Source organism: Trueperella bialowiezensis (assembly GCF_900637955.1).
Lineage (GTDB): Bacteria > Actinomycetota > Actinomycetes > Actinomycetales > Actinomycetaceae > Trueperella > Trueperella bialowiezensis.
The window spans coordinates 187,576-210,080 of sequence record NZ_LR134476.1; the positions used below are offsets into that span (position 1 = coordinate 187,576).

The window sequence follows — 22,505 nt, forward strand, 5'->3', positions numbered from 1 at the left end:
GGACTCGCCTACAATGGTTTGCGTACAAAGGAGTAACATGACCACCGAAGAGCGACGTCATTCACATGTGCCGCCCGCTGACCGGCGCACCCCCGTGACCACCTATCGTCTCCAGCTCAGCCCGGACTTCGATTTTGCGGATGTTGAAAGGATTGTTCCCTACCTGTCTGCACTCGGTGTCACGGATGTTTACTTCTCCCCGATCCTGCAGGCTGCTCCCGGGTCGAATCACGGCTATGACGTGGTTGACCACGAAAAGATTTCTGCCGATCTTGGCGGTATCGAAGGTTTCAGGAAGGTGTCGCGGGCGATCCACGACGCCGGCATGTACCTGATTGTCGATATTGTGCCGAACCATATGGCAGTTCCCACTCCCCTGTTCCATAACCGAGCGCTGTGGTCCGTGCTGCGCGACGGCGAGGAATCACCGTACTTTAACTGGTTTGATATCGAATTATCAGATGCCGGTGATGGCCTGCTCATGCCGGTGTTGGGCAGGCGAATTGGCCAAGAGATCACGGATGGCACGATCACGATTGATGACATGCGCGTGCCAGGTTTTGAAGACGACGGCGAAACTAAGGTGGTGCGTTACTACGACCACGTGTTCCCGGTGCGCCGCGGTACTGAGAATCTGCCGCTTCCGGAACTGTTGGATGCGCAGTATTACCGGCTTGCTCATTGGCGGGTGGCGAACGAGGAACTGAATTATCGCAGGTTCTTCGACGTCGACACGCTGGCTGCGATCCGGGTGGAAGATCCCGACGTATTCCGCGAATCGCATGCACTACTGTTGCAGTTGCAGGAGGAAGGCTATATTGACGCTTTCCGGATCGATCACCCTGATGGGCTTGCTGATCCGCGCGAATATTTCCGCAACCTGTCGGATGCGACGGGCGGGGCGTGGACAGTGGCGGAAAAGATCCTCGAAGGTGATGAACAGTTGCCGTCGGATTGGCCGTGTGCTGGTACTACCGGCTATGACACGCTGATGCGTGTGCAGGGCCTGTTTACCGATCCTAGTGGCTTGCCGGTGTTGACCCAGATTTACGGTGAGCTATCGGGGTCTGTGCACTCTGTGGGGTCCGTTGAAGTCAGTGCGAAACGGCAGATTATTGACACCTCGCTATATGCGGAGGTCGATCGGCTGGCCAACATTTTGGCAAAGATTTGCCACGCGGACGTCCGGCTTCGCGATCACACGTTCCGTGCGATTGTTGAAGTTGTGGTTGAGCTCGTGGTTCACATGGATCGCTACCGGGCCTACGTGGTTCCTGGGGAGCGCCCTAACCCCACGGATGAGCGCGTGTTGCGTGATGCCGCCGAGCGTGCCGCCCGCAAGCTTGATGAGGATCGGCAAGATACGCTGAACACCGTCGTCGAATTGTTGCTTGGTTACGAAATCGGTTCGGCTGGTCGTACGCACGAGTCTGCTCGTAACGAGGCCATTATTCGCTTCCAGCAGGTGTGCGGAGCGGTTATGGCTAAGGGCGTAGAGGACACGACCTTCTATCGCTACACCGTGCTGACTTCGGCGAATGAGGTTGGCGGCGGCCCGCATTATTTCACGACGACGCCGGACGACTTCCATGACTTCCAAAATCTATTGTCACTCACCTGGCCGACCACGATGACGTGCCTGTCCACTCATGATACGAAGCGTTGTGAGGATGTGCGGGCCCGAATAGCGCCGATCGCACAGTATGCCGACGACTGGCAGGAGATGCTTGCCAAGGCGCGGGACATCGTTGCTGATGAGCGGCCAGCTGATCTGGATGGTCAGATTGAAAACCTGCTGTGGCAGACTCTGCTTGGAACGTGGAGCGAGGCCGGTCCGATTCCTGCCGAGCGGCTCAACGAGTACCTGTATAAGGCATCGCGCGAGCAGAAGTCGTGGACCACGTGGACAGAGCAAAACGAGCAAGCAGAACAGGCTCTGCTCGACTATGCGCAGGCGATCCTTAACTCTCCTGCTGCTGATCTTCTGGCGGATTTCCACAAGCGGACATCCGCTGCTGCTCGCGCGCAAATTTTGGCTCAGAAGGCCATTCAGATGACTGCGGTGGGCGTGCCAGATATTTACAACGGTGAAGAGGTCACACAGACCTCGCTTGTGGATCCGGATAATCGCCGCCCGGTTGATTACGAGGCGCTGAGCGAGCTACTCGCAAAGCTGGATCGTGATGGTCTACCTTCGTCGCCTGATCTGGATACGGAAAAGCTGTGGGTCACGTCGCGGATTGCCAGGCTTCGCCGCTCACTGCCACGGATTTCATCGGCGGAGTGTGGCTACGAACCGTTGCCTGTCTCTACTGGTCGGGCGCTTGCTTTTGCGAGGGTGCTTGATGACGAACCGGTGGTCGTGACTGCCGCGATGCGGCACCTTCCAGAATCCCCTGGTGATTACACGATCGTTCTACCTGATGGCAGTTGGCGTAACGTGTTGACGGGTAGCGAGATTAGCGGTGGTACGCAGCCGCTTTCTGACGTTCTTGGCCGTTTCCCTGCTGCCGTGTTGGAGCGTGTTGATGACTAACGTGTCGATCTGGGCGCCCAATGCTCGCACAGTGAGCCTCGTCGTCGGCGATAACGAAACCGCGCTCATCCGTGACGGCGAACATTTCGTGTCACCCCAGCCGTTGCCAGCGGGAACTCGTTATCAGCTTAAGGTTGACGGCGGGATGGCCTTGCCTGATCCGAGGTCCATGCGCCAGCCAGAAGGTCCGCACGGCCCGAGTGAGATCGTGGACCCGGCGTCGTTTTCGTGGACTGATGGCCACTGGCAGGGTGAGAACCTGCATGGGAAGGTTTTTTACGAGCTCCACGTCGGCGCGTTCACTCGCGAAGGTACGTTCCGTGCGGCCATTGATCGCCTTGATTATCTGCGTGACCTGGGTGTCGACGTCGTACAACTCATGCCGATCGCACCAATGCCAGGGCAGCGTGGATGGGGATACGACGGCGTGTCTATCTACGCTATCCATGAACCGTACGGTTCGCCCACAGACCTGGTGGCGCTCGTCGATGGGATTCATGCCCGCGGGATGTCGGCGTGCCTCGACGTTGTCTACAACCATTTCGGGCCGGACGGCAACTATCTGGCCCAGTTCGCACCCTACTTTTCGAGCGCTCATCACACGCCGTGGGGTGAGGCCCTCAATTTGGACGGCGAGCACTCCGAGCAGGTTCGGCGCTATCTTATTGACAATGCGAAGCAGTGGCTACGCGACTATCATTTTGACGCGCTGAGGCTCGACGCCGTGCACCACCTGCTCGACGATTCCCCGAGGCATTTTCTTGCCCAGCTTTCGGACGAGGTTGCCGAGCTTGGCAGACAGCTCGGGCGTACTTTTACGATCACGGCTGAGTCCGAAGATAATAACCCGCTGCTCGTCACTCCCACGGCCGAGGGTGGATATGGGATGGACATGCAGTGGGCCGACGACGTCCACCACGCCCTCCATGTGTGGCTGACCGGCGAGTCAAACGCCTACTATGCAGACTACGTGGATGAATCTGCCATGGCGCAAGCCTTCGAACATGGTTTTGTGAGAGTGGGCCAAGAGTTAACGTTCCCGTCTGCGCCCCGGGGCAAGCCGATCCCGGAAAGTTTTTCGGGGCACCGGTTCATGGTGTTTGACGAGAATCACGACCAGGTGGGTAACCGGCTTATTTCAGATCGCCCGTCGTTGAAAGCCTCGTTAGGGCAGCTTGCGGTATCTCGGGCGCTCATCTTGCTTTCTCATTACACGCCCATGCTGTTCATGGGCGAGGAGTTTGCCACCCGTAAACCGTTCCACTATTTCACTGATCACGGCCCGGATCTGGGGCAACACATTTTGGCTGGCCGTCTAGCAGAATTTGCTGATTGGGACATGACATCGATATACGGCGATATCGAAACGAGAATGTATGATCCGCAGGATATCCAGGCGTTCATCACGTCGAAGCTAGATTGGCACGAGGTCGGATTCGGTGAACACGCGCGCATGCTCGATTTTGTTCGCCAGCTCATCGACCTGCGCGACCATCCGGATATTGCCAGTGGAGACAGGTCGGCTACCACGATGCGCGTGGACGGCGATGGCGGGTGGATGCGCCGAGGTGACACGGTCATCGTGTTCTCCCGTGCGGATGAGCCGCTCGACGTCGTCGCTCCTATCGATGGCAAGGAGATCGTCCTCAGCTGGGACGTACCCACGGTATCTGGCACCACCGTCAGTTTTGGCGGGGCGTCAGTGGCCATTTTTCAATGATCGGCGCGCCACGGCCACCTTGTCACGTTAGGCCGTTAAAGTCGAAACGTGACCACGAATCAGCCGACTGCGGAGTTTCTGACCGCGCTTAGTTCTTTGAAAGGGCAAACCTTCCGCCCGGAACTGCGTATTGGTCAAATTCCCGGGCCTACCCAGATTGCCCCGTGGGCGGTGGCGTTGCAGGCTGAAGTGTTCCCCTCGGCGGACCATGACGAGGCCGAACGGCAGGGCGCAGGCAGGTTCGCCGTCTTGCACGATCCTCAAACTCAGCCTGCGTGGAACGGCACGTTTCGGATCGTCGTGCACGCCCAGGCGCCAATGGATTCCGTCATGGGTGATGATCCGCTTCTTGGTGAAGTCGCCTGGTCGTGGTTGCGTGACGCGCTTGATAACCGTGGAGCCTCCTATCACAGTTTGAACGGAACGGTGACGCGCGTGTTCAACGAAACGTTCGGTGGGTTGCACATTAATTCGGCGCGCGTTGACCTTGAGGTGCGCGCGTCCTGGACGCCACAGACCGAATACTTAACAGAACATGTGCACGCCTGGGCAGATTTCTTGGCTTCGATTTCAGGGCTTGGCCCGTGGAGTGATCAGGTGGCCACGCTTGCCCGTAAGGTTGAGCGGATTTGACCTACGATCTTCCGCCCGTGCTCATTGAGGAGCCTCGAGAGGGTATTCCTGACGTCACGCATTCAGATATTGACGACGCCGTTGCTCGGCTGGCCCGAGGTCACGGTCCTTTCGCAGTCGACACCGAGCGGGCGATGGGAATCAGATATTCTAACCGGGCTTATCTCATTCAGGTAAGGCGCCCCGGAGCAGGCACTGTGCTCATCGACCCCGTTGGTATCGAGGATCGCCTCGACGGCTTGCGGGAGGTCATGCGCGAGGAATGGATTTTACATTCCGCCGATCAGGATCTTCCTAGCCTGCACGAACTCGGCCTCACACCGACGAAGGTGTTCGACACCGAAATTGCAGCGCTCATCCTCGGTTACGAACGGCACTCTTTGCAAGCAATAACGGAGAAACTCACCGGGTGGACGCTCGCGAAAGAACACTCGAACTCCGATTGGTCACAGCGTCCGCTACCTTCCGAACTGCGTGCCTACGCGGCTCTAGACGTGGAGTTGCTCCACGAACTTCGCCACAAGCTCACCGATCAGCTTGTGGCCGCAGGCCGCATGTCTTGGTTCGAGCAAGAATGCGAAGAGGTACGAACTCGCACACCGAAACCGCCGCGTAAAGATCCGTGGCGGCGATACGCCCACCGCGTAGGGATACTGGACCGGCGCGCTCTAGGAATGCTTCGCGAACTGTGGGACGCCCGTGACGCACTTGCCCGTGAACGCGACGTCGCACCCTCCAAAGTAATATCGAGCACTGTTCTTGCCGAACTGGCGGAAAGCAAGCCGAGATCCTGGTCAGCCATAGAGAACTCCCCTCTCTTAGAAGCTGACGACGGACTCGAGGATGCTAAAACCTGGTGGAAAGCGATTCGAACCGCATGGGCTCTTGATCCCCACGATCTTCCGCAGCGCAAACTCACCGATAAGAAAACACCCCATCCGCCTGTCAACCGCTGGGAAACGATGGACCCGGATGCCTTCGACCGCTGGCAGGTATTGCGCACAACAGTCCTTGACCTCGCTGAAGAATTAGGCATCCGGCAGGAGGTGCTCATTAAACCGGCGATCCAACGCATGGCCGCATGGGAAGGCTGGCACACGATAGATGACCTGGGCGCGATTCTCCGCCGCGAAGGCGCACGCCCCTGGCAAATTGACCAGGTCTCAGGCCCGATACACCAAGCAGCTCAAGAAGCCGGCGTGGTACTTTAGAGCGTACCGCGCTCGCGGGCCGCGGCCCGTTGGGTAATCTTTTCCCGCACCTCACGGGTTGCTGCGATGACTGCGGCGGTGTCCATCCCCTGCTCGGCAAGGATATCGGCTCGCGCCGAGTGCGTAAGAAACTCTTTTGCGATTCCCAACGTCTTCGCAGGAATGAGGTGCCCCGATTGAGTGAGACTACGTTGGATGGCAGCGCCCACTCCATTATCGGCCAGCCCATCTTCGAGAGTGACCACTCCCCCGGCGTTCGAGATGAGATTAACGAGATCTTCGTTAACGGGAAGCACCCACCGCGGATCGACCACAATGATCGATTCATTGTCCTGTTGGCGGGCAGCCTCAACCATCGTGTGTGCCATTGCACCCACGGCCACGTAAACGATTGGAGCGCGCCCCGGAATACTACGCTCGTAAATGACGTCAATACTGCCGATCTTACGGATGGCTGGAAGCTCGGCCGGTACGGAACCTTTCGGATAGCGGACGATCGCGGGCCCGGGCTTGTCGATTGCTTCGTAAAGCAAGGCGCGCATCGTGGCCTCGTCGCGAGGGACCGCAACCGAGATGTTCGGCATCATTGCTGCCAGTGCGAGATCCCACATGCCGTTGTGAGACGCGCCGTCGTCACCCGTGACTCCAGCACGATCAAGGCAGATCGTCACCGGCTCGTTGTGTAACGCGACATCCATGAGAAGCTGGTCAAAGCCGCGGTTCATGAACGTTGCATATAAGGCGACCACCGGACGATAGCCGCCATGTGATAGCCCAGCGGCCATAGTGAGCGCGTGCTGTTCCGCGATACCGACGTCGATGACTCGTTTGGGAAATTCTTTGAGCATCGGGCCGAGCCCAACTGGGCGCAACATTGCGGCCGTCACTCCCACGACAGTGGGATCTTGCCGAGCGATGTCCACGATTTCGTCTGCAAAGATGCTCGTCCAGCCAAACCGTGACGGTTCGATCGGCAGACCGGTTTCCGGGTGAATCCGCCCGACTGCATGGAAATGATCCGCCTTGTTCTTTTCTGCCGGCTTGTAGCCGCGCCCTTTTTCTGTGATCGCATGAACGACGACGGGCCCGCCGTAGTCGCGTGCCATCGTCAGGGCTTCTTCGAGGCTACGGATGTCGTGACCATCGATCGGCCCCATGTATTTCAGTCCGAGAGAATCGAAAATACCGGCATCGAAGAACATTTCTTTCATGCCCTTCTTCAGCCCGCGTAGCGCGTCATAGGTGAGCTGGCCGGGGATGCCCGAACCTTGCAAGGTGCGCCTGCCCCAGTCGAGGAAATTATCGTAATCACGGTTGACTCGCACGGCGTCAAGTTTGCGCACCGGATCAAGCCTGCGCACGATACCGCCCACGGTGGGCGCGTATGATCGTCCGTTGTCGTTGACGACGATGACGATCGGACGATCTGGATCTTCGGCAATATTGTTGAGCGCTTCCCACGCCATGCCACCGGTGAGGGCGCCGTCGCCAATCACGGCAACCACCCGGTTGTCTCGGCCAGCGTATTGCATCGCGCGTGCTACGCCGTCGGCCCAGGACAGCGCGGTGGACGCATGCGAGTTTTCGACGACGTCGTGCGGCGACTCCGCACGCGAGGGGTAGCCGGATAGCCCGCCCTCCTGGCGCAGCTTTGTGAAATCTTTGCGCCCGGTCAAAATCTTGTGAACGTAGGCTTGGTGCCCGGTATCCCAAATAATCGGGTCTGCTGGCGATTCAAAGACTCGATGGATCGCGATCGTCAGTTCGACGACACCGAGATTCGGCCCCAGATGACCGCCGGTTTTGGCCACGTTGGTCACGAGAAACCGGCGGATTTCCGCCGCGAGTTTTTCGAGCTGCGAGACCTTCAGCTTCTTCAGATCGGCAGGACTATGAATCGAGTCGAGCATCACCGGCACACCTCCTTCACCACTGGCGCCACACTACCACCCTTACATTCTAAGACGGTGGTAGTGCGGCGTTTTGTGGTCAAGCCCTGCACACTTATGCTTGCTTGGCGAGGTTGCGTAGCACGTACTGCAGGATGCCACCGTTGCGGAAGTAGTCGGCTTCTCCAGGGGTGTCGATCCTGACGACGGCGTCGAATTCGATCTCGGTGCCGTCGTCCTTGCGTGCCGTTACCTTGACAGTCTTCGGTGTGCGGCCGTCGTTGAGCTCGGTGATGCCTTCGATGTCGAACGTTTCCGTGCCGTCGAGACCAAGCGTGTCCGCGCTTTGCCCCGCCGGGAATTGCAGCGGCAACACACCCATGCCGATCAGGTTGGAGCGGTGGATACGCTCGAACGACGTCGTAATCACAGCCTTGACGCCGAGCAGTGCCGTTCCCTTCGCTGCCCAGTCACGTGAGGATCCCGAACCGTATTCGGCCCCTGCGAGCACGACGAGCGGAACACCGGCCTCCTGATAGGCCTGCGCGGCGTCGTAAATCGATTCCTGCTCCCCAGTCAAGAAGTTCTTCGTGTATCCGCCCTCAACGCCGTCCAGAAGCTGGTTGCGCAAGCGAATGTTGGCGAACGTTCCCCGGATCATGACCTCGTGGTTGCCTCGGCGCGAGCCGTACGAGTTGAAGTCTCGACGCCCGATACCATGCGATTCGAGGTACTGACCGGCCGGCGATTCCGGTTTGATCGCGCCTGCCGGAGAAATATGGTCGGTGGTCACCGAATCACCGAGTTTGGCAAGCACGCGTGCGCCAGAAATATCCGTGACGGGCTCGAGCTCCATCGTCATGCCCTCAAAGTACGGGGGCTTGCGCACGTACGTGGACTGCGGATCCCAGTCGAAAGTCGAACCTTCCGGGGTTTCCAGTTCCTGCCACAGCTTGTCGCCCTTGAACACGTCCGAATACGAGGTTTCGAACATCTCGCGGTTAACCGAAGCGTCGATCGTCGCCTGTACCTCGTCCGCATCCGGCCAAATGTCGGCCAAAAAGACGTCGTTGCCGTCCTGGTCCTGGCCTAGCGGTTCCGACTCGAAGTCGAAATCCATCGTGCCAGCCAGCGCGTAGGCGATCACGAGCGGCGGGGAGGCGAGATAGTTCATCTTCACGTCCGGGTTAATACGCCCTTCAAAGTTGCGGTTACCGGAGAGCACTGAGACGACGGCGAGGTCTTGGTCGTTGACAACCTTGGATACCTCTTCGGGCAGCGGACCGGAGTTGCCGATACAGGTGGCACACCCGTAACCCACGAGGTGGAAGCCAAGCGCTTCCAGATCCGGCCACAGACCGGCCTTCTCGTAGTAGTCCGTGACCACCTGTGAACCGGGCGCCATCGAGGTTTTGACCCAGGGCTTAGGTTTGAGTCCGCGCCGGTTAGCATTGCGAGCCAAGATACCGGCCGCCATCATGACCGACGGGTTTGACGTGTTCGTACACGACGTGATCGACGCGATCGCAACCGCACCGTGATCGAGCTCGGTCTTTGTGCCATTAGCCAGCGTCACCGGGGAAACCTTGTGGATCCGGCCGTCGTCTGAAGGCTCACCCGTGGCGTAGTTAGGGAGTTCCTTGCGGAAAGATTCCTTCGCCTCAGTCAGCACGATGCGGTCTTGTGGACGCTTCGGGCCGGCGATCGAGGGAACCACCGTGGACAGGTCGAGTTCGATGTATTCGGAGTACTCGACGACCTTCTCCGGATCGTGCCACAGCCCCTGTTCCTTCGAGTATGCTTCGACGAGTTCGATCTGTTCTTCAGAGCGTCCGGTCAGCCGCAGGTAGTCAAGGGTGACGTCGTCGATTGGGAAAATAGCCGCGGTCGAGCCGAACTCGGGCGACATGTTTCCAATCGTGGCCCGGTTCGCCAGTGGTACTGCGCTCACGCCGTCGCCATAGAATTCTACGAACTTGCCCACCACACCGTGCTGGCGCAGCATCTGGGTGATCGTGAGCACGACGTCGGTGGCCGTGGAACCTGCAGGAATTTGGCCGGTGAGCTTGAAGCCGACGACGCGCGGGATCAGCATGGATACCGGCTGGCCAAGCATTGCGGCTTCAGCCTCAATACCACCCACGCCCCAGCCCAGCACGCCAAGACCGTTGACCATCGTGGTGTGCGAATCGGTTCCCACACACGTGTCTGGGTAGGCCTGTAGTACGCCTCCGTTTTCTTGGGCCATCGTCACCCGCGCGAGATATTCGATGTTGACTTGGTGGACGATGCCCGTGCACGGCGGAACCACTTTGAAGTTTTCGAAGGCGTTTTGACCCCAACGCAGGAATTGGTAGCGCTCCCGATTGCGCCCATATTCGATTTCCACGTTGCGTTGGAACGCGTTCTGGGTGCCGAACACGTCGATCTGCACCGAGTGGTCAATGACGAGCTCGGCCGGGTTAAGCGGGTTAATCTGATCCGGATCACCGCCGAGATCCGTGACGGCCTCGCGCATCGTCGCCAAATCAACCACGCACGGCACGCCCGTAAAATCCTGCATGACCACGCGCGCCGGAGTGAACTGAATCTCGTGCTCCGGCTCCGCATTCGGATCCCAGTTAGCCAACGCCTTAATGTGCTCGGCGGTCACGTTCGCGCCGTCTTCAGTGCGAAGTAGGTTCTCCGCGAGCACTTTGAGTGCAAACGGGAGTTTTTCCGTACCGCTGACCGCATCCAGCCGGTAGATTTCGTATTCTGTGCCGCCCACCTCGAGCGTTGATTTCGCTCCAAAACTATCGATACTCATTGTTCTCCTTCGAAAGCTTGCCGCCGAACAAGTTATCTTGACATTAAGATATCAGGCTTACGCCGTGATGTCACCTCAACACGCAAATCACTTCAACGTGATGAGTATGCGGGAAAATATCAAGTGCCACGATGGACTCAATCTCCCTGCCGCTTGCAACCAATTGTGCCACGTCTCGAGCCATCGCGGCCGGATCACACGACACCAGAACAATTTTTCGTGCCGGCAAGGCACCCAGCGCATCCGCAGTTTGGGCTCCAAGCCCGGCTCGCGGCGGATCAGCGACGACGACGTCTGCCCCCGTCAGCTCTTTCGCTATGGTCGCGTCAATCCTGCGCTGGCGCGCGCTCGCCCACGGCATGCCATCAAGGTTCACGTTGGCATCCGCAACCGCTCGGGCTGAACCTTCATATGCTCGTACGCTGCCGCTAGGCCCCACACGGCGAGCAAGCGGCACAGTAAATAGCCCTGCACCCGAAAACAGCTCAGCAACGTGGTCTCCGGGCCCAACGTCGCTGCCGCGTAGAACTTCGCTTAACAACGCAGATGGGGCGCGGTGGTGAATTTGCCAAAAGCCGGCCGCGCTCACCTGGTAGTCGACGATCTCCTCGCCTGTATACGCACGTTCCTGGACGTGGTCGGCGGCGTCGCGCCCCGGAGCTGACCACACGCGCCCGCCAGCCACAACGACGTTTGGGCCCGACGCCGGAGCCACAGCTTTGATCCTTTCTCCCGGCTTGATCGCCTCATCCCAAGAGGTTCCGAACAGGTCGAGTTGTTCAAGATCGCGCACAGCAAGCGGCACGGACGAGATCGGCACGAGAGTGTTCGTCTTTTCGGCGTACATGCCAACACCGCGTTCCATTTTGACGACGTCGAACCTCGTGCGGCTATGCCACCCATCGCCCTCGTCCACGGCGCGCACGCCAAGATCGTGCCCACTCACCATGTCCGCAAGCGCCTCACCCCCGATACGTCGGACTGCCTGCTTAATCACCGCAGATTTGAGCTCACGCTGACCGGTAAGGCGAATATGGCCGAAATCGGCGGCACCCACCCGCCCGGCTTGCCCGTCTGGCCAAGGATGGTCAACGCGATCAGGGCTTGGCTCAATCACGTCTCGTACAACACCGCGCAAGAATTTCGCACGCTTATCCGTGATGGCGACGTCGACGAGCTCACCTGGGATAGCGCCGCGAACGAAGATCACTCGGTCGTCAATCCGCCCAACCCCGACCCCGCCGTGTCCGATGTCGTCAATCCGAACTCTCAATCGTCGTCTCCCAACCTGTACGGAGCTTCACTGATGAGCACACCCGGCTCGTGCCGTAGCGAGGAGATGACGCGCGGCGTGGAATGGTGCAAGAAGAAACGATCCCACACACTCGTTGAGATCACGCGCGGAACAATGATTTGGATGAGGTCACGAGGATGTTCAGCGAGCCTTGCTCGCACATATTCAATGACCGGGCCACGCAACGCCCCTTGCGGCTCGCCCAAAATAGTGAGATCCACCGGGATCATGGCTTCTTTCCACGCCGTGCGAATCTGGTCCGTTTGAGCGGGGTTCACGTCGACCGCTATCGCGGTGAGCGAGGACAGCCGTAGCGCACGCGCCCACGTGACGGCCTGGATCGCCGCCTCGTCCACCCTTTCAATGATGACGACGCCGTGTACGCGGGTAGGGAGTGTACGGCCGGCGGATATTGAGGCCAGTTCGAGCTGGGCTTCCCGCTTATCTTGCCCGCGCGCGTAGGTCATGAGGAAGATGACCGGCACGAGCAGGGCGGCGCTGCCGTAAAACGCCCATTTGGGCCGGGCTATGATCACCGCGATCACCACCGTGATCGCAAGTAGCGCGTATGCGCCAAATGCCCACGCGTTTACCCGAGCTTGCTTGCGCTGCACGGAATCGACTGAGACCTGGAGTGTCCGGCGAGCGCGTGCCACCATGGCTAGGCATGTCATGGCGACCACGATGTACATCGTGAGCACGAAAACTAAAGATACCGACCTCGTCGAATCAAGGACGAGCGTGACAACTGCGGCGAGCACACTGATTGTGGCGATGATGAGCCGGCGCGGCATGACGGCGTCGGCAGCCTGCAGACGCCGTGGTAGCAGGCCATCTAAGGCGAGTTCGCGAAGCAGGCGCGGCAGTTGCCCGTAAGATGCGCTCGCCACGCACAAGCCAAGTAGCGCATAGACGGCCGCGAGCACTGCTTGCAGTCCAGGCCCAAAGAACGCGTATGCCATGGACAGCGATGGGATCGCAACCCGGTGCCCGGGCATTTTCAGCGCGACCACGAAGTACAGCGTGACTGCAACCGCAAGGAAAGCCACCGCCATTAAGCGCGCCATTGTTTTAGCCGGAACCCATCGGTTTTGCTGCGGATCCAAAATACGTTCGCTGATCAACGAGGCTACCGCGCCCAGTGCCGCTCCCCCGACAGCAGCTTCAACGAACGGCCACGCGTCATCATAGACTCCTGGGGTGGAGTAGGCTTCCTTGCGCGCCAGCCTAATGTTTTCGAAGTCGATCGCCCCGATCGCCTCTTGAACGAGCCCGTAGACGAGCAGAGCGCCAAGCATGATCAGGGCTAAGCCAGCACACAGCATGATCAGCCGTGGTTTGCGTGCCCACCCGAGTAGCGCGGGTACGGCCACCACCAAAATAAGAATCGGATCAAGCCACGCTCCCCACGAAATCGACGTCACGGTTTCCACCGCAGTAACCGCAAGCTCGATGCCCAAAATGATGAGCAGTGAATAGGCGAAAATACGGGCTGCCGCCACCAAGAATGCCGCCCAGCGTGCAATGTTACGTTCGGCAAGTTGGTGGGAAGGTCTGCGGGGAGCCTGCTCGCCCATTCTCCGGCTAAACCACAAGGCTGCGGTGGTGGTGATGAAGCCAACAACGAGCGCCACAAGGGCGCCGGTCGATCTTTGCGAATATGACATCGCACGCAAAACGATCTGGGGCACGATCACTGCCATCAGGACAACAGTAGAAAACGCACTGGCAACCGAGTGCGAATTATCCCGCGACCTTAAAAAGAACACAATGAAAGGTTACGCTTTATTTTGAATTGGGGTAGCGTCTATAACGTGCATTTTGTCATTATGGGTTGCGGGCGTCTCGGGGTCAGCCTCGCAGTGGGATTGGAAGACCTTGGCCACTCGGTGGCTGTCATTGATCACAACGCACGCGCGTTTTCCAAGTTGCCGCAATCGTTTAGTGGCCAGCAGGTCACCGGAACCGGTTTTGAACGCGATATTCTCCGCCAAGCAGGCATCGAGGAAGCCGCCGGTTTCGCAGCGGTTTCGAGTGGCGACAACTCGAATATCATCGCCGCGCGCGTGGTACGTGAAACATTCGGTCTGAGCAACGTCGTCGCACGGATTTACGATTCTGAACGTGCCGCCGTCTATTCGAAAATGGGGATCGACGTCGTCGTCCCTATCCCGTGGTCGACAGAACAGGCAATGCGCAAGCTCATCGCCCACGGCCCGCACATCGAACACGTCGATTCGGCAACAGGGGCCGCAGTGTTTTACGTCGACCTCCACGAATCATGGTACGGCGCAACAGTGAGCGACGTGGAACGGATTACGGGGGCACGATGTGCTTACATCACGCGCGAACTCACCGCTCTCCTACCCCAAGCAGACACGGTCATCCAAGACGGCGACGAGCTGCGGCTCATCGCCCACATGTCAGGAGCGCAGACTGTTCAACGCATCTGTAATCACCCGCTGGAAGAAGAACAAAGATGAACATTCTCATCGCAGGCGCCGGATCGGTTGGGCGGCTCGTCGCAAAAGACATGACAGCCGACGGCCACCACGTCACAATCATCGACGTGAAGCATGAGGCCATGCGAGTGGCTTCCGTACCGCAGGCAGACTGGGTGCTCGGCGACGCCTGCGACGTCCACACGCTGACCGCCGCGGGGGCCGGCGGTGCCGACGCCGTCGTCGCAACAACCGGTGACGACAAGGCGAACCTTGTCATATCCCTGCTCGCCAAAACCGAATTCGGCGTACCACGAGTCATCGCTCGAGTCTCACATCAGGCCAACGCGTGGTTGTTCGATGAGACGTGGGGTGTCGACGTCGCCGTGTCAACACCGCACATCATGTCCGAAATCATCGAAGAAGCGATTACCACCGGCCGGCTCGTGCGCCGAATGCAGTTCCAATCCGGCGCCAGCCTGTATCAGGGTACCGTTGCTCCCGGATCTGAGATAACCCGTGCGCCTCTAGGTAGCTACACGCTGCCGCCCGATATCGTCATCACAACAATTATTCGCGACGGCGTGCCGCTCGCGGCCGCACCGGATATGAGTATCGAGGCCGCAGATCAACTGATTTTTATTGTGGGTCCTCAGGCTGGTCCGGATGTTGGTGTGATTGAAGATCTGCTGCAAAGTCCGCAGGCGGAAGACTTCGCACCATCATCCACGTAAACCATGCGATAAGCGCGAACAGTGGCACACCCATAAAAAGCCGTGCCACGCCCAGCGCCTCCGTGGCGTTGGCAAGATAGAGCGGCAGTTGAGCGGTCAGGCGCGCCGCAAACAGCGCCACCCACATCCACGTGATCTGCGTATATCTACGCCGGGTGATGATCGCCTCCGGGCTGGTGCCCCGCCGCCAACCGGTCGCGTCACCGCGCAAAAATCCAATGAGCAGGCCGAGTGCTGGCCAACGCAGCGCAAGCGAAATCAGCAAGCCTGCCAGGTAGGCCGCGTTCGTGACGAGCCCCCACACGAAAAAGTTTGCCGCCTGCCCGCTACGCCACGCGATAAAAGCAGACAGCGCGATAGCGAACAGGCCGCCGAGCGCCGGCAAAACGGGAATACGTTGAATAGCCCGGATAGCGATAAGAACGAGCGAGGAACCCACCGAGATAGCGAGCGGCATGTTGAGTTCGTTCGTGATCGTGTACAACACGAGGAACACGAGCGTGGGAACCACCGACTCAACCACACCACGCGGGCCGCCCACGGCATCCATCAGGTTGAAGTCTTCTTCGATGATGGCACGCAACCCTACAGGGGCCTGCTCATTGTTGTTGCTCATGGGAGTCCTCGACGACGTAGCTCGGATTGAACATTGTTGGTATTGCCCGGTGCGTGGTCAACGTGCCGGTCACGGTCAGTTGCGAACCAATATCGATACATTCGATCGTTTCCCGGGATAGGAAGATCAGGCTGATAATTCCACGTGCTGTTTGTAACCTGATATGTAGCCGTGCCGGAGTGCCCACGCCTGGATAGGTGATAGCACGAACCGCTCCAGTGAGCACCGACTTTTCACGCATGTGTACTAACTACTCACTGCCAGCTTGCTGGTGCTTCTTCACCTTGTCCGGCATCTCAAGCGGCAACAATTCGCGAGGTGGATGCGGGGTTTGCCCGCGGTGCACAACAACATCTTTCACGATGTCGAGTAGCTCGCCTGCGGCAGCTTCGTCAGAGCCCGCCTTCCCGTAGATCGTGACGCGTAGCAGCCACCTTGGCCCATCAATCCCAATAAACCTGTGCGGTGCGAAGTTTTTCGAATTCGGAATGGGCATCTGAGCCTGTAATTCTGCACCAAAGGGGCCGGTTACCTCCTGAGAAGAACCGCCCTGGTTGGCGATTGACGTGCGCATGTCTCCACGAACGTCGTCCCAAATGCCTCGCGACCTGGGCGCTGCGAACGCCTGCAATTGGAGCGCGGACCCGTCTTTGACGTAAACCACGCTCAGCACCTGCTTGCGTGCCTTGTCTAAAGAAAACTGGAGTGAGGCTTCCGGAACGATAGGAATCCACAGCGAACCGGCGTCGAGGCGATCGCCGACGTCGTCGATGTCACCACTATCCCACGGACCAGTGGTGGGCGCCGGCGTCTCAACTTCTGACGCGGCGCCTTGCTCGGCGTCTTCGGTCTCAGCTGGAACGGATGTCTTTTTCTTCCGGAAAAACCACACGATTGTCAAACTCCCTCTACGATCCGCAATCCGCGCAGACGGGCAAGCCGCCCTCCTCGTAGGCTAGCTGAGATCTGTGATGAACAAGGAAACACTGTGAGCACGTGAACTCGTCATCTTGCGCGGGAACGACCGCGACTGACAGTTCAACATTGGACAGGTCGGCTCCCGGAAGTTCAAAACCCTCGGCGGCCTCAACCTCGTCTTCATCCACAGAGCTCGACTGATGGTCATTGCTGCGCGCTTTGAGCTGGGTGAGCGAGTCTTCTTTCAGCTCTTCGTCCTGCTTGCGTGGCGCATCGTAATCTGTAGCCATGTTCATCCCTTGATCGATAAATCTTCATGGTCTTTGTACCAAAGCTGCGCAGATTTGACAACACATCCCACATAGAAGAATTAGTGAGATACTTGCTATATGGCAACACGCCAGCTTTTATGCACCTTTATCGGCGTGTAGATGGCACCCTTGAGAAAGTAGCGTAGGAGGAAACATATGATCGAGCTCGAACTGCTGGGGTTGACGGACGGGCAACAGCTTAGTCTCAACGACTCCGAAGGCAACCGCTACGTGTTGCCGATTACTGACGAGCTTCGCGCTGCGCTACGCACCGATATTTCGAGCGACGACGCCGAACCAAAACCCATTACGCCACGGGAGATTCAGGCGCATTTTAGAGCGGGTCTGTCGATTGCTGAAGTATCGGAAATCTCATCACTTCCGCCCAGCCAGCTCAAAGGTCTGGCCTTCCCCATTTTCGCGGAACGTGAATACACCGCCCAGTTGGCCCGTTCGTACCGGCTGGGCCAAGACGTGGGTGGAATGACTCTCGAGGAACTCGTGACCTCCCGCTTGGTTGCTCGCCAGGTTGATGCGACGGCGGTGACGTGGGACGCGTACCGCGACAAGGGCGAAATGTGGACTCTTGCCGCGCGCTACCCCAGTGAGGGTCGGGAACACACGGCCCTGTGGAACGTCGACACGAAGGCGCAGACTCTGCATGCACGTAATGACGAAGCGAAGCGGCTCACGGAAAGTCAGATACCTGCTGATCCGTGGCGCGCTCCGGCGTCGTCGGTTGCACCTACGTCCGAATCTGTTGCCGGTGCAGGCGAAGCCCGCGGTGACTCGGCCACGAAAGAAGAGTCTACGCAGCCGAGTGCGGATAAGATTTCTGCACTCGATGCCCAGCCGGTGTCGACGTCGAACCCTGTCGATATCGATTCGATGCTCGCTTCACTTAATTCGAAGCGGGGCACATCTCAGCCCATGCCAGACGACGCCGACGAGCCGGAATTCGCAGGTGCGCACCCAGCACATTCAGAGCCGGAAGCAGCCACTGACGCAACCGTGTTAGAGCTACCCAGCAACGAAGGCGAGCCCGCATCTGATCAGCAAGAAATCCCGGGCGTTGTGGATAAAGAAACGCTTGAGAATGCCCAGCAAGAAAAGGGTAAGGCGAAGAAAAAGAAGGGGCGCCGGGATCGGCCTGCCATGCCGTCATGGGATGAGATCGTGTTCGGCTATTCGAAAGACAGGTAGGAACCCCTACACGAGCCCGACCGCCAGCGGGATGTGCATCTCCTGGTCGGTCAGCGAGCCGTGTACTCCAACGAGGCTCAGTGCGCCGGGCGATTGGAACTGTGAATCGACAATAGCGAGCCCGCCCTTGGCGAAAGCGAACACGTCCCCGATGGCGGCGCGAGTAAATTCGTTCACCGTGCCGAACATACCCGACTCTATGACCTCGGTCTTTGTGACAACCCAGGCGTCGTCGCCGAAGAAGTGAGCCCAGCGGTCTGCGACCTCGTCGGGCGTGTCCGTGTACACCTGGACTGCGCGTGATTCACCGGCAACGACGTCGACACCTGTGGCAAGATCGTCGAAGTCCCGAATGTCAACCTGCTCGGTAGTATCGACCATTCCGTGATCGGCGGTCACAATCACGAGCGTATCTGCGGGAAGCATGCTAAGAAGGCGCCCAAATTCGGCGTCAAAAAACTCTAATTCGGCTGTCCACTGCGGGGATGTCCACCCCGAGCGATGGCCGACCGAATCGATGCGATCCCAATAGAGGTAAACGAGGTCTGCTCCCTGTGCAAGCTCGTCGACAGCAGCGTCAACACGCGAAGGAAGACTCTGCGCAACCGCCGTACGGCCACCGCGCAGTGCGGCAAGCGTAAGCCCAGAATCCACATACTTTTTCGGTTGGATCTTCACGAGGTCCGCACTGGAGCGTTCAAACAGGGTGGGCTGGCGTTGCCAAGTGGCCGGATTCAGATCCGGGTGATCCCACGAAATGAGGTTGAAAGTCGTTGAGCTGTTCGGGACGCGCAGAGAATAACCTGCCATCGCCGTGGTCCCTGGAAGCTGGCCCGTGCCGAATGCGGTAATGCCGGCCGCGGTGGTCGACGGCGCGACCGTGGTAATAAAGTTATCAACCCCGAATGCGCGCAAGTTCGGGGCGTGCCCAATACGGCCATGAAGCTGATGGAAACCTAGGCCGTCAGCCAGAACCACACACGCTCGTGAGGCGGCAGGAAAATCGAAAACCTTCTGCCCTTCCGGCGCACCTATTGCAGCCAGCGCACTAGGGAGCACTCCAGATAGGTTGCGCGACGCCGGCAATACTGCCCCGGCGAGCTTCGCTTCCAGGCTCACCGACGCCCCAAAATGGACTCAAGGGATTCAATGAAGGCCACTCCGGCTTTGAAATACGCTTCGTCCGTGTGCCGATCGAGATAAATTTGGAAATCCTCGTTCGTCACGACCCCGATGTAGCCGTGGTCGTTCGTGCACGTCGGATCCTCACACGCACCCGGCTGGACATCGTAGTTATACGACGTGCCCCACCGCAGACGAATAAGGATCGAATTCAACTCCCCCACTCGTTCACCCTCGAACTTGCGACGGCGAATAATCTGGTGGTCTTTTATCGTGTGGAGCGGAATTGACTGGGTGGTCGTCACGTATTCGCCACGGGTGTCCATTTCATAGTTCGTATCTGAATACACGAGCACCAGACGGCTATCGGTAACCACGAAAGCCACGATGCGGTCGTAGACCGAATCCGCATCAAACACCGTTTCGGGACGGACATAAAACGTTTGAATAGTCTGCGAGCCAACGGCACGGTACACGTCGTGAAGTACAGGTGATTCAGGCGATACAAGGCTGGTTAAAGCCCTATCAAATTCCGAACGCACATCAATCATTAGTCCATTGTCTCAAAATGGCAGACTTTAGCGACCGGAGGTCACCAATCTCACGGCCAACACGGCGCCTTCCTGCCCGAAATCGACGGTAAGACCTCGGATAATAGAACAATGGCGAAGACCAAAGAGCAGGTTGTCGATATTGACGTGTCGAAAGAAATGCGCACGTCCTTTCTCGAATATTCGTATTCGGTTATCTACGCTCGCGCACTTCCCGACGCGCGTGACGGCCTGAAACCGGTACAGCGCCGCATCCTGTTCCAGATGGATCGGATGGGTTTGCGCCCGGATAAGGGTCACGTGAAATCTTCGCGCGTGATCGGTGATGTCATGGGCCGCCTCCACCCTCATGGCGACACGGCGATTTACGACGCAACGGTCCGCCTTGCACAGCCGTTTACGATGCGCCTGCCGATGGTGGACGGGCACGGAAACTTCGGTTCGCTCGACGACGGGCCGGCAGCCCCGCGTTACACCGAAGTACGGTTGGCTCCGGCTGCACTGGCGATGACGGCGTCGCTAGACGAAGATGTCGTCGACATGGTGCCCAACTATGACAACACGTACATGCAGCCGGAGGTTCTTCCCGCTGCCATCCCAAACCTGCTTGTCAACGGTTCTTCAGGCATTGCCGTCGGCATGGCCACGAATATGGCTCCCCACAACCTGACCGAGGTTGTTGCCGGCGCACGCTTCCTGCTCGACAACCCGGATGCCTCACTGGAAGATCTCATGCGCTACATTCCCGGCCCTGACCTGCCCGAAGGCGGAAAAATCGTTGGTTTAGACGGGGTCCGCCAAGCCTACGAAACCGGCCGCGGGATTTTCCGCACGCGCGCTACGGCCCATATTGAAAACATTTCGGCGCGCAAGAAGGGCATTATTTTTACTGAACTGCCCTACCTCGTCGGTCCTGAAAAGGTGATCGACAAGATCAAGGACGGGGTCCACAACAAGAAGCTCCAGGGTATTTCTGGAGTTCAGAATCTGACCGATCGGCATCATGGGACACGCCTGGTCATCGAAGTGAAGAATTCCTTCGACCCGGAAGCCGTACTTGCAGATCTGTACAAGTACACGCCCTTAGAAGAGTCTTTCGGTATTAATAACGTGGCCCTGGTTGATGGCGAACCCCGCACGCTCGGCCTGAAAGAACTGCTACAGGTCTTTTTGGACCACCGCCTTGAGGTGACTCGCCGGCGGACGAACTTCCGGCTCAACAAGGCCAAAGACCGCCTCCACCTTGTTGAAGGCTTGCTCATCGCGATTCTCGATATTGACGAGGTCATCGCCGTCATCCGCTCATCCGATGATTCTGCGATCGCTAAAGATCGGCTCATGAAAGTGTTCGACCTGAGTGAACTGCAAGCCGAGTACATTCTTGAGCTACGGCTTCGCAGACTAACGAAGTTTAGTCAGATCGAACTCGAATCAGAACGCTCCGAGTTGTTGGACACCATTGCCCAGCTCACCGAGATTTTGGAATCCGATGTCCGCCTGAGAGCCCTCGTGTCTGATGAGCTCGCACAGGTCTCCCGTGAGTTCGGCACACCCCGCAGAACTGTACTGTTAGAGTCTGACGTCGTTGCATCGTCCTCCCGGACGGGGGCCAAGCTCACGGACGATCCGTGCTGGGTGGTGCTCTCTGCTGACGGGCTCATTGCCCGCATTGGAAGCGACGTCGAACCGGCACGTACCGGCCCACGTGCGGCACACGACACGGTGCGGTCCAAAGTGGCAACTACCAATCTTGCTCAGGTGGGCGTGGTGACCTCGGACGGCGCCGTGCTGCGTCTCGACGTGGCTGACATCCCGGCGATTCCTGCCACCGAAACTGCCCCCAGTTTGAGCGGTGGTGCACCGGTGAGTGAACTCATCCTCATGGGTAAGGGAGCATCCGTCGTCGGTCTCGTTCCTCTTGGCGAGGACGCACCTGTACTCGGCGTCGCCACTGCCGGCGGGAAGATCAAACGCGTCAAGCCCGATATTCCAGAAAAAGGTGCGCTGAGCATTATTAAGCTTGCTGACGGCGACCGCGTGATCGGTGCGATGCCAGCGGGCGACGACGATCAGATTGTGCTCGTAACATCGAATGCTCAACTCTTGCGCTTCAGCGCTGGCGACGTCCGCCCGCAAGGGCCCGCAGGGCAAGGTGTTGCCGGCATTCGCCTTGCCGACGACGCGCGAGTCATCGCGTTCGGCGTCGTACCATCCAATGATCTTGCCGGGCATGCTGTTGTCACGATCGCCGGCTCAAGCGGTTCGATTCCGGGAGCCGTGCCGGGCACAGCGAAAGTTACTCCGATCGACCGCTTCCCCTCGAAAGGCCGAGCAACAGGCGGAGTACGTGCACACAGGTTCCTCACCGGAGAAGACATGCTACAGCTCGCTTGGGTGGGCGAAATGCCTACCCGTGCCACAGGCCAGCGCGGCAAGCCCGTGCAGCTTCCCGACGTCGACGAACGCAGAGATGGTTCCGGGGAGCAATTATCGAGCGTCGTTCACGCGATTGGGTAG

General features: G+C 58.6%; 18 protein-coding genes. 8 read left to right on the top strand and 10 right to left on the bottom strand.

Annotated elements, in window-relative coordinates:
- Positions 1 to 37 precede the first annotated feature (37 nt).
- From treY to EL234_RS00895, 4 genes are read left to right on the top strand one after another with little or no spacing between them, the layout of a single operon-like run.
- Positions 38 to 2,536: a malto-oligosyltrehalose synthase gene (treY, locus tag EL234_RS00880; protein ID WP_126415697.1), complete on the top strand. Its 2,499-nt coding sequence runs from the start codon at positions 38 to 40 to the stop codon at positions 2,534 to 2,536.
- Positions 2,529 to 4,256, top strand: coding sequence for a malto-oligosyltrehalose trehalohydrolase (gene treZ / locus EL234_RS00885; RefSeq protein ID WP_126415698.1), 1,728 nt, complete (start codon positions 2,529 to 2,531; stop codon positions 4,254 to 4,256). The genes treY and treZ overlap by 8 nt, the downstream gene beginning before the upstream one ends.
- A gap of 48 nt (positions 4,257 to 4,304) precedes the next feature.
- On the top strand, positions 4,305 to 4,889 hold the full coding sequence (locus EL234_RS00890; RefSeq protein WP_126415699.1) for a DUF3000 domain-containing protein: 585 nt from the start codon (positions 4,305 to 4,307) through the stop codon (positions 4,887 to 4,889).
- The gene (locus tag EL234_RS00895) at positions 4,886 to 6,100 is read left to right on the top strand and encodes a ribonuclease D (protein WP_126415700.1); all 1,215 of its coding nucleotides are present in this window, start codon (positions 4,886 to 4,888) and stop codon (positions 6,098 to 6,100) included. Before EL234_RS00890 ends, EL234_RS00895 begins: the two co-directional genes overlap by 4 nt.
- Here EL234_RS00895 and dxs read toward each other — a convergent pair.
- From dxs to EL234_RS00915, 4 genes are all read right to left on the bottom strand, one after another.
- A complete protein-coding gene (gene dxs, locus EL234_RS00900) occupies positions 6,097 to 8,010 on the bottom strand; it encodes a 1-deoxy-D-xylulose-5-phosphate synthase (protein WP_126415701.1) in 1,914 nt (637 codons plus the stop codon). The two genes, EL234_RS00895 and dxs, sit on opposite strands and share 4 nt — an antisense overlap.
- A gap of 94 nt (positions 8,011 to 8,104) precedes the next feature.
- Positions 8,105 to 10,798, bottom strand: a complete 2,694-nt coding sequence (acnA, locus tag EL234_RS00905; protein WP_126415702.1) for an aconitate hydratase AcnA — start codon at positions 10,796 to 10,798, stop codon at positions 8,105 to 8,107.
- A gap of 70 nt (positions 10,799 to 10,868) precedes the next feature.
- On the bottom strand, positions 10,869 to 12,071 hold the full coding sequence (locus tag EL234_RS00910) for a class I SAM-dependent RNA methyltransferase (protein WP_126415703.1): 1,203 nt from the start codon (positions 12,069 to 12,071) through the stop codon (positions 10,869 to 10,871).
- Positions 12,068 to 13,795: an APC family permease gene (locus tag EL234_RS00915; RefSeq protein ID WP_126415704.1), complete on the bottom strand. Its 1,728-nt coding sequence runs from the start codon at positions 13,793 to 13,795 to the stop codon at positions 12,068 to 12,070. Before EL234_RS00915 ends, EL234_RS00910 begins: the two co-directional genes overlap by 4 nt.
- Before the next feature lie 111 nt (positions 13,796 to 13,906).
- On the opposite strand from EL234_RS00915, the gene EL234_RS00920 reads away from it, so the two are divergent.
- Together EL234_RS00920 and EL234_RS00925 are read left to right on the top strand one after the other, a co-directional pair.
- Positions 13,907 to 14,575 carry a potassium channel family protein gene (locus EL234_RS00920; RefSeq protein ID WP_126415705.1) on the top strand — a complete coding sequence of 223 codons (669 nt, stop codon included), beginning with the start codon at positions 13,907 to 13,909 and terminating at the stop codon, positions 14,573 to 14,575.
- On the top strand, positions 14,572 to 15,267 hold the full coding sequence (locus tag EL234_RS00925) for a potassium channel family protein (RefSeq protein WP_126415706.1): 696 nt from the start codon (positions 14,572 to 14,574) through the stop codon (positions 15,265 to 15,267). Before EL234_RS00920 ends, EL234_RS00925 begins: the two co-directional genes overlap by 4 nt.
- Here the strand turns inward: EL234_RS00925 and EL234_RS00930 are convergent.
- Genes EL234_RS00930 through EL234_RS00945 form a run of 4 tightly spaced genes read right to left on the bottom strand, consistent with a single transcriptional unit; the run spans position 15,173 to position 17,091 of the window.
- Positions 15,173 to 15,883 carry a DUF3159 domain-containing protein gene (locus EL234_RS00930; RefSeq protein WP_241969030.1) on the bottom strand — a complete coding sequence of 237 codons (711 nt, stop codon included), beginning with the start codon at positions 15,881 to 15,883 and terminating at the stop codon, positions 15,173 to 15,175. The two genes, EL234_RS00925 and EL234_RS00930, sit on opposite strands and share 95 nt — an antisense overlap.
- On the bottom strand, positions 15,867 to 16,124 hold the full coding sequence (locus EL234_RS00935) for a single stranded DNA-binding domain-containing protein (protein WP_126415707.1): 258 nt from the start codon (positions 16,122 to 16,124) through the stop codon (positions 15,867 to 15,869). Before EL234_RS00935 ends, EL234_RS00930 begins: the two co-directional genes overlap by 17 nt.
- Before the next feature lie 9 nt (positions 16,125 to 16,133).
- Positions 16,134 to 16,775, bottom strand: coding sequence for a DUF3710 domain-containing protein (locus EL234_RS00940; protein ID WP_206750438.1), 642 nt, complete (start codon positions 16,773 to 16,775; stop codon positions 16,134 to 16,136).
- A 16-nt stretch (positions 16,776 to 16,791) separates the two neighbouring features.
- Complete coding sequence (locus EL234_RS00945; protein ID WP_126415709.1) at positions 16,792 to 17,091, bottom strand: DUF4193 domain-containing protein; 300 nt, start codon at positions 17,089 to 17,091, stop codon at positions 16,792 to 16,794.
- Positions 17,092 to 17,268: 177 nt separating this feature from the next.
- Here EL234_RS00945 and sepH point away from each other — a divergent pair, with 177 nt between their 5' ends.
- Entirely contained in the window at positions 17,269 to 18,315 is a 1,047-nt protein-coding gene (gene sepH, locus EL234_RS00950; protein ID WP_126415710.1) for a septation protein SepH, read from the top strand.
- Between the two features lie 6 nt (positions 18,316 to 18,321).
- Here the strand turns inward: sepH and EL234_RS00955 are convergent, their stop codons facing one another.
- Entirely contained in the window at positions 18,322 to 19,434 is a 1,113-nt protein-coding gene (locus tag EL234_RS00955; protein WP_126415711.1) for an alkaline phosphatase family protein, read from the bottom strand.
- Complete coding sequence (locus EL234_RS00960; protein ID WP_126415712.1) at positions 19,431 to 19,988, bottom strand: DUF5998 family protein; 558 nt, start codon at positions 19,986 to 19,988, stop codon at positions 19,431 to 19,433. Before EL234_RS00960 ends, EL234_RS00955 begins: the two co-directional genes overlap by 4 nt.
- Before the next feature lie 111 nt (positions 19,989 to 20,099).
- Between EL234_RS00960 and EL234_RS00965 the strand changes: the two genes are divergently transcribed.
- On the top strand, positions 20,100 to 22,505 hold the full coding sequence (locus tag EL234_RS00965) for a DNA gyrase/topoisomerase IV subunit A (RefSeq protein ID WP_126415713.1): 2,406 nt from the start codon (positions 20,100 to 20,102) through the stop codon (positions 22,503 to 22,505).

Excerpts from the sequence above, each read along its gene's own strand:
- treY (WP_126415697.1), top strand. The coding sequence starts at position 38 with ATGACCACCGAAGAGCGACGTCATTCACATGTGCCGCCCGCTGACCGG.
- treZ (WP_126415698.1), top strand. The coding sequence starts at position 2,529 with ATGACTAACGTGTCGATCTGGGCGCCCAATGCTCGCACAGTGAGCCTC.
- dxs (WP_126415701.1), bottom strand. The coding sequence starts at position 8,010 with ATGCTCGACTCGATTCATAGTCCTGCCGATCTGAAGAAGCTGAAGGTC.
- acnA (WP_126415702.1), bottom strand. The coding sequence starts at position 10,798 with ATGAGTATCGATAGTTTTGGAGCGAAATCAACGCTCGAGGTGGGCGGC.
- EL234_RS00915 (WP_126415704.1), bottom strand. The coding sequence starts at position 13,795 with ATGGCAGTGATCGTGCCCCAGATCGTTTTGCGTGCGATGTCATATTCG.
- EL234_RS00925 (WP_126415706.1), top strand. The coding sequence starts at position 14,572 with ATGAACATTCTCATCGCAGGCGCCGGATCGGTTGGGCGGCTCGTCGCA.
- EL234_RS00930 (WP_241969030.1), bottom strand. The coding sequence starts at position 15,883 with ATGAGCAACAACAATGAGCAGGCCCCTGTAGGGTTGCGTGCCATCATC.
- EL234_RS00935 (WP_126415707.1), bottom strand. The coding sequence starts at position 16,124 with ATGCGTGAAAAGTCGGTGCTCACTGGAGCGGTTCGTGCTATCACCTAT.
- EL234_RS00945 (WP_126415709.1), bottom strand. The coding sequence starts at position 17,091 with ATGGCTACAGATTACGATGCGCCACGCAAGCAGGACGAAGAGCTGAAA.
- sepH (WP_126415710.1), top strand. The coding sequence starts at position 17,269 with ATGATCGAGCTCGAACTGCTGGGGTTGACGGACGGGCAACAGCTTAGT.
- EL234_RS00960 (WP_126415712.1), bottom strand. The coding sequence starts at position 19,988 with ATGATTGATGTGCGTTCGGAATTTGATAGGGCTTTAACCAGCCTTGTA.
- EL234_RS00965 (WP_126415713.1), top strand. The coding sequence starts at position 20,100 with ATGGCGAAGACCAAAGAGCAGGTTGTCGATATTGACGTGTCGAAAGAA.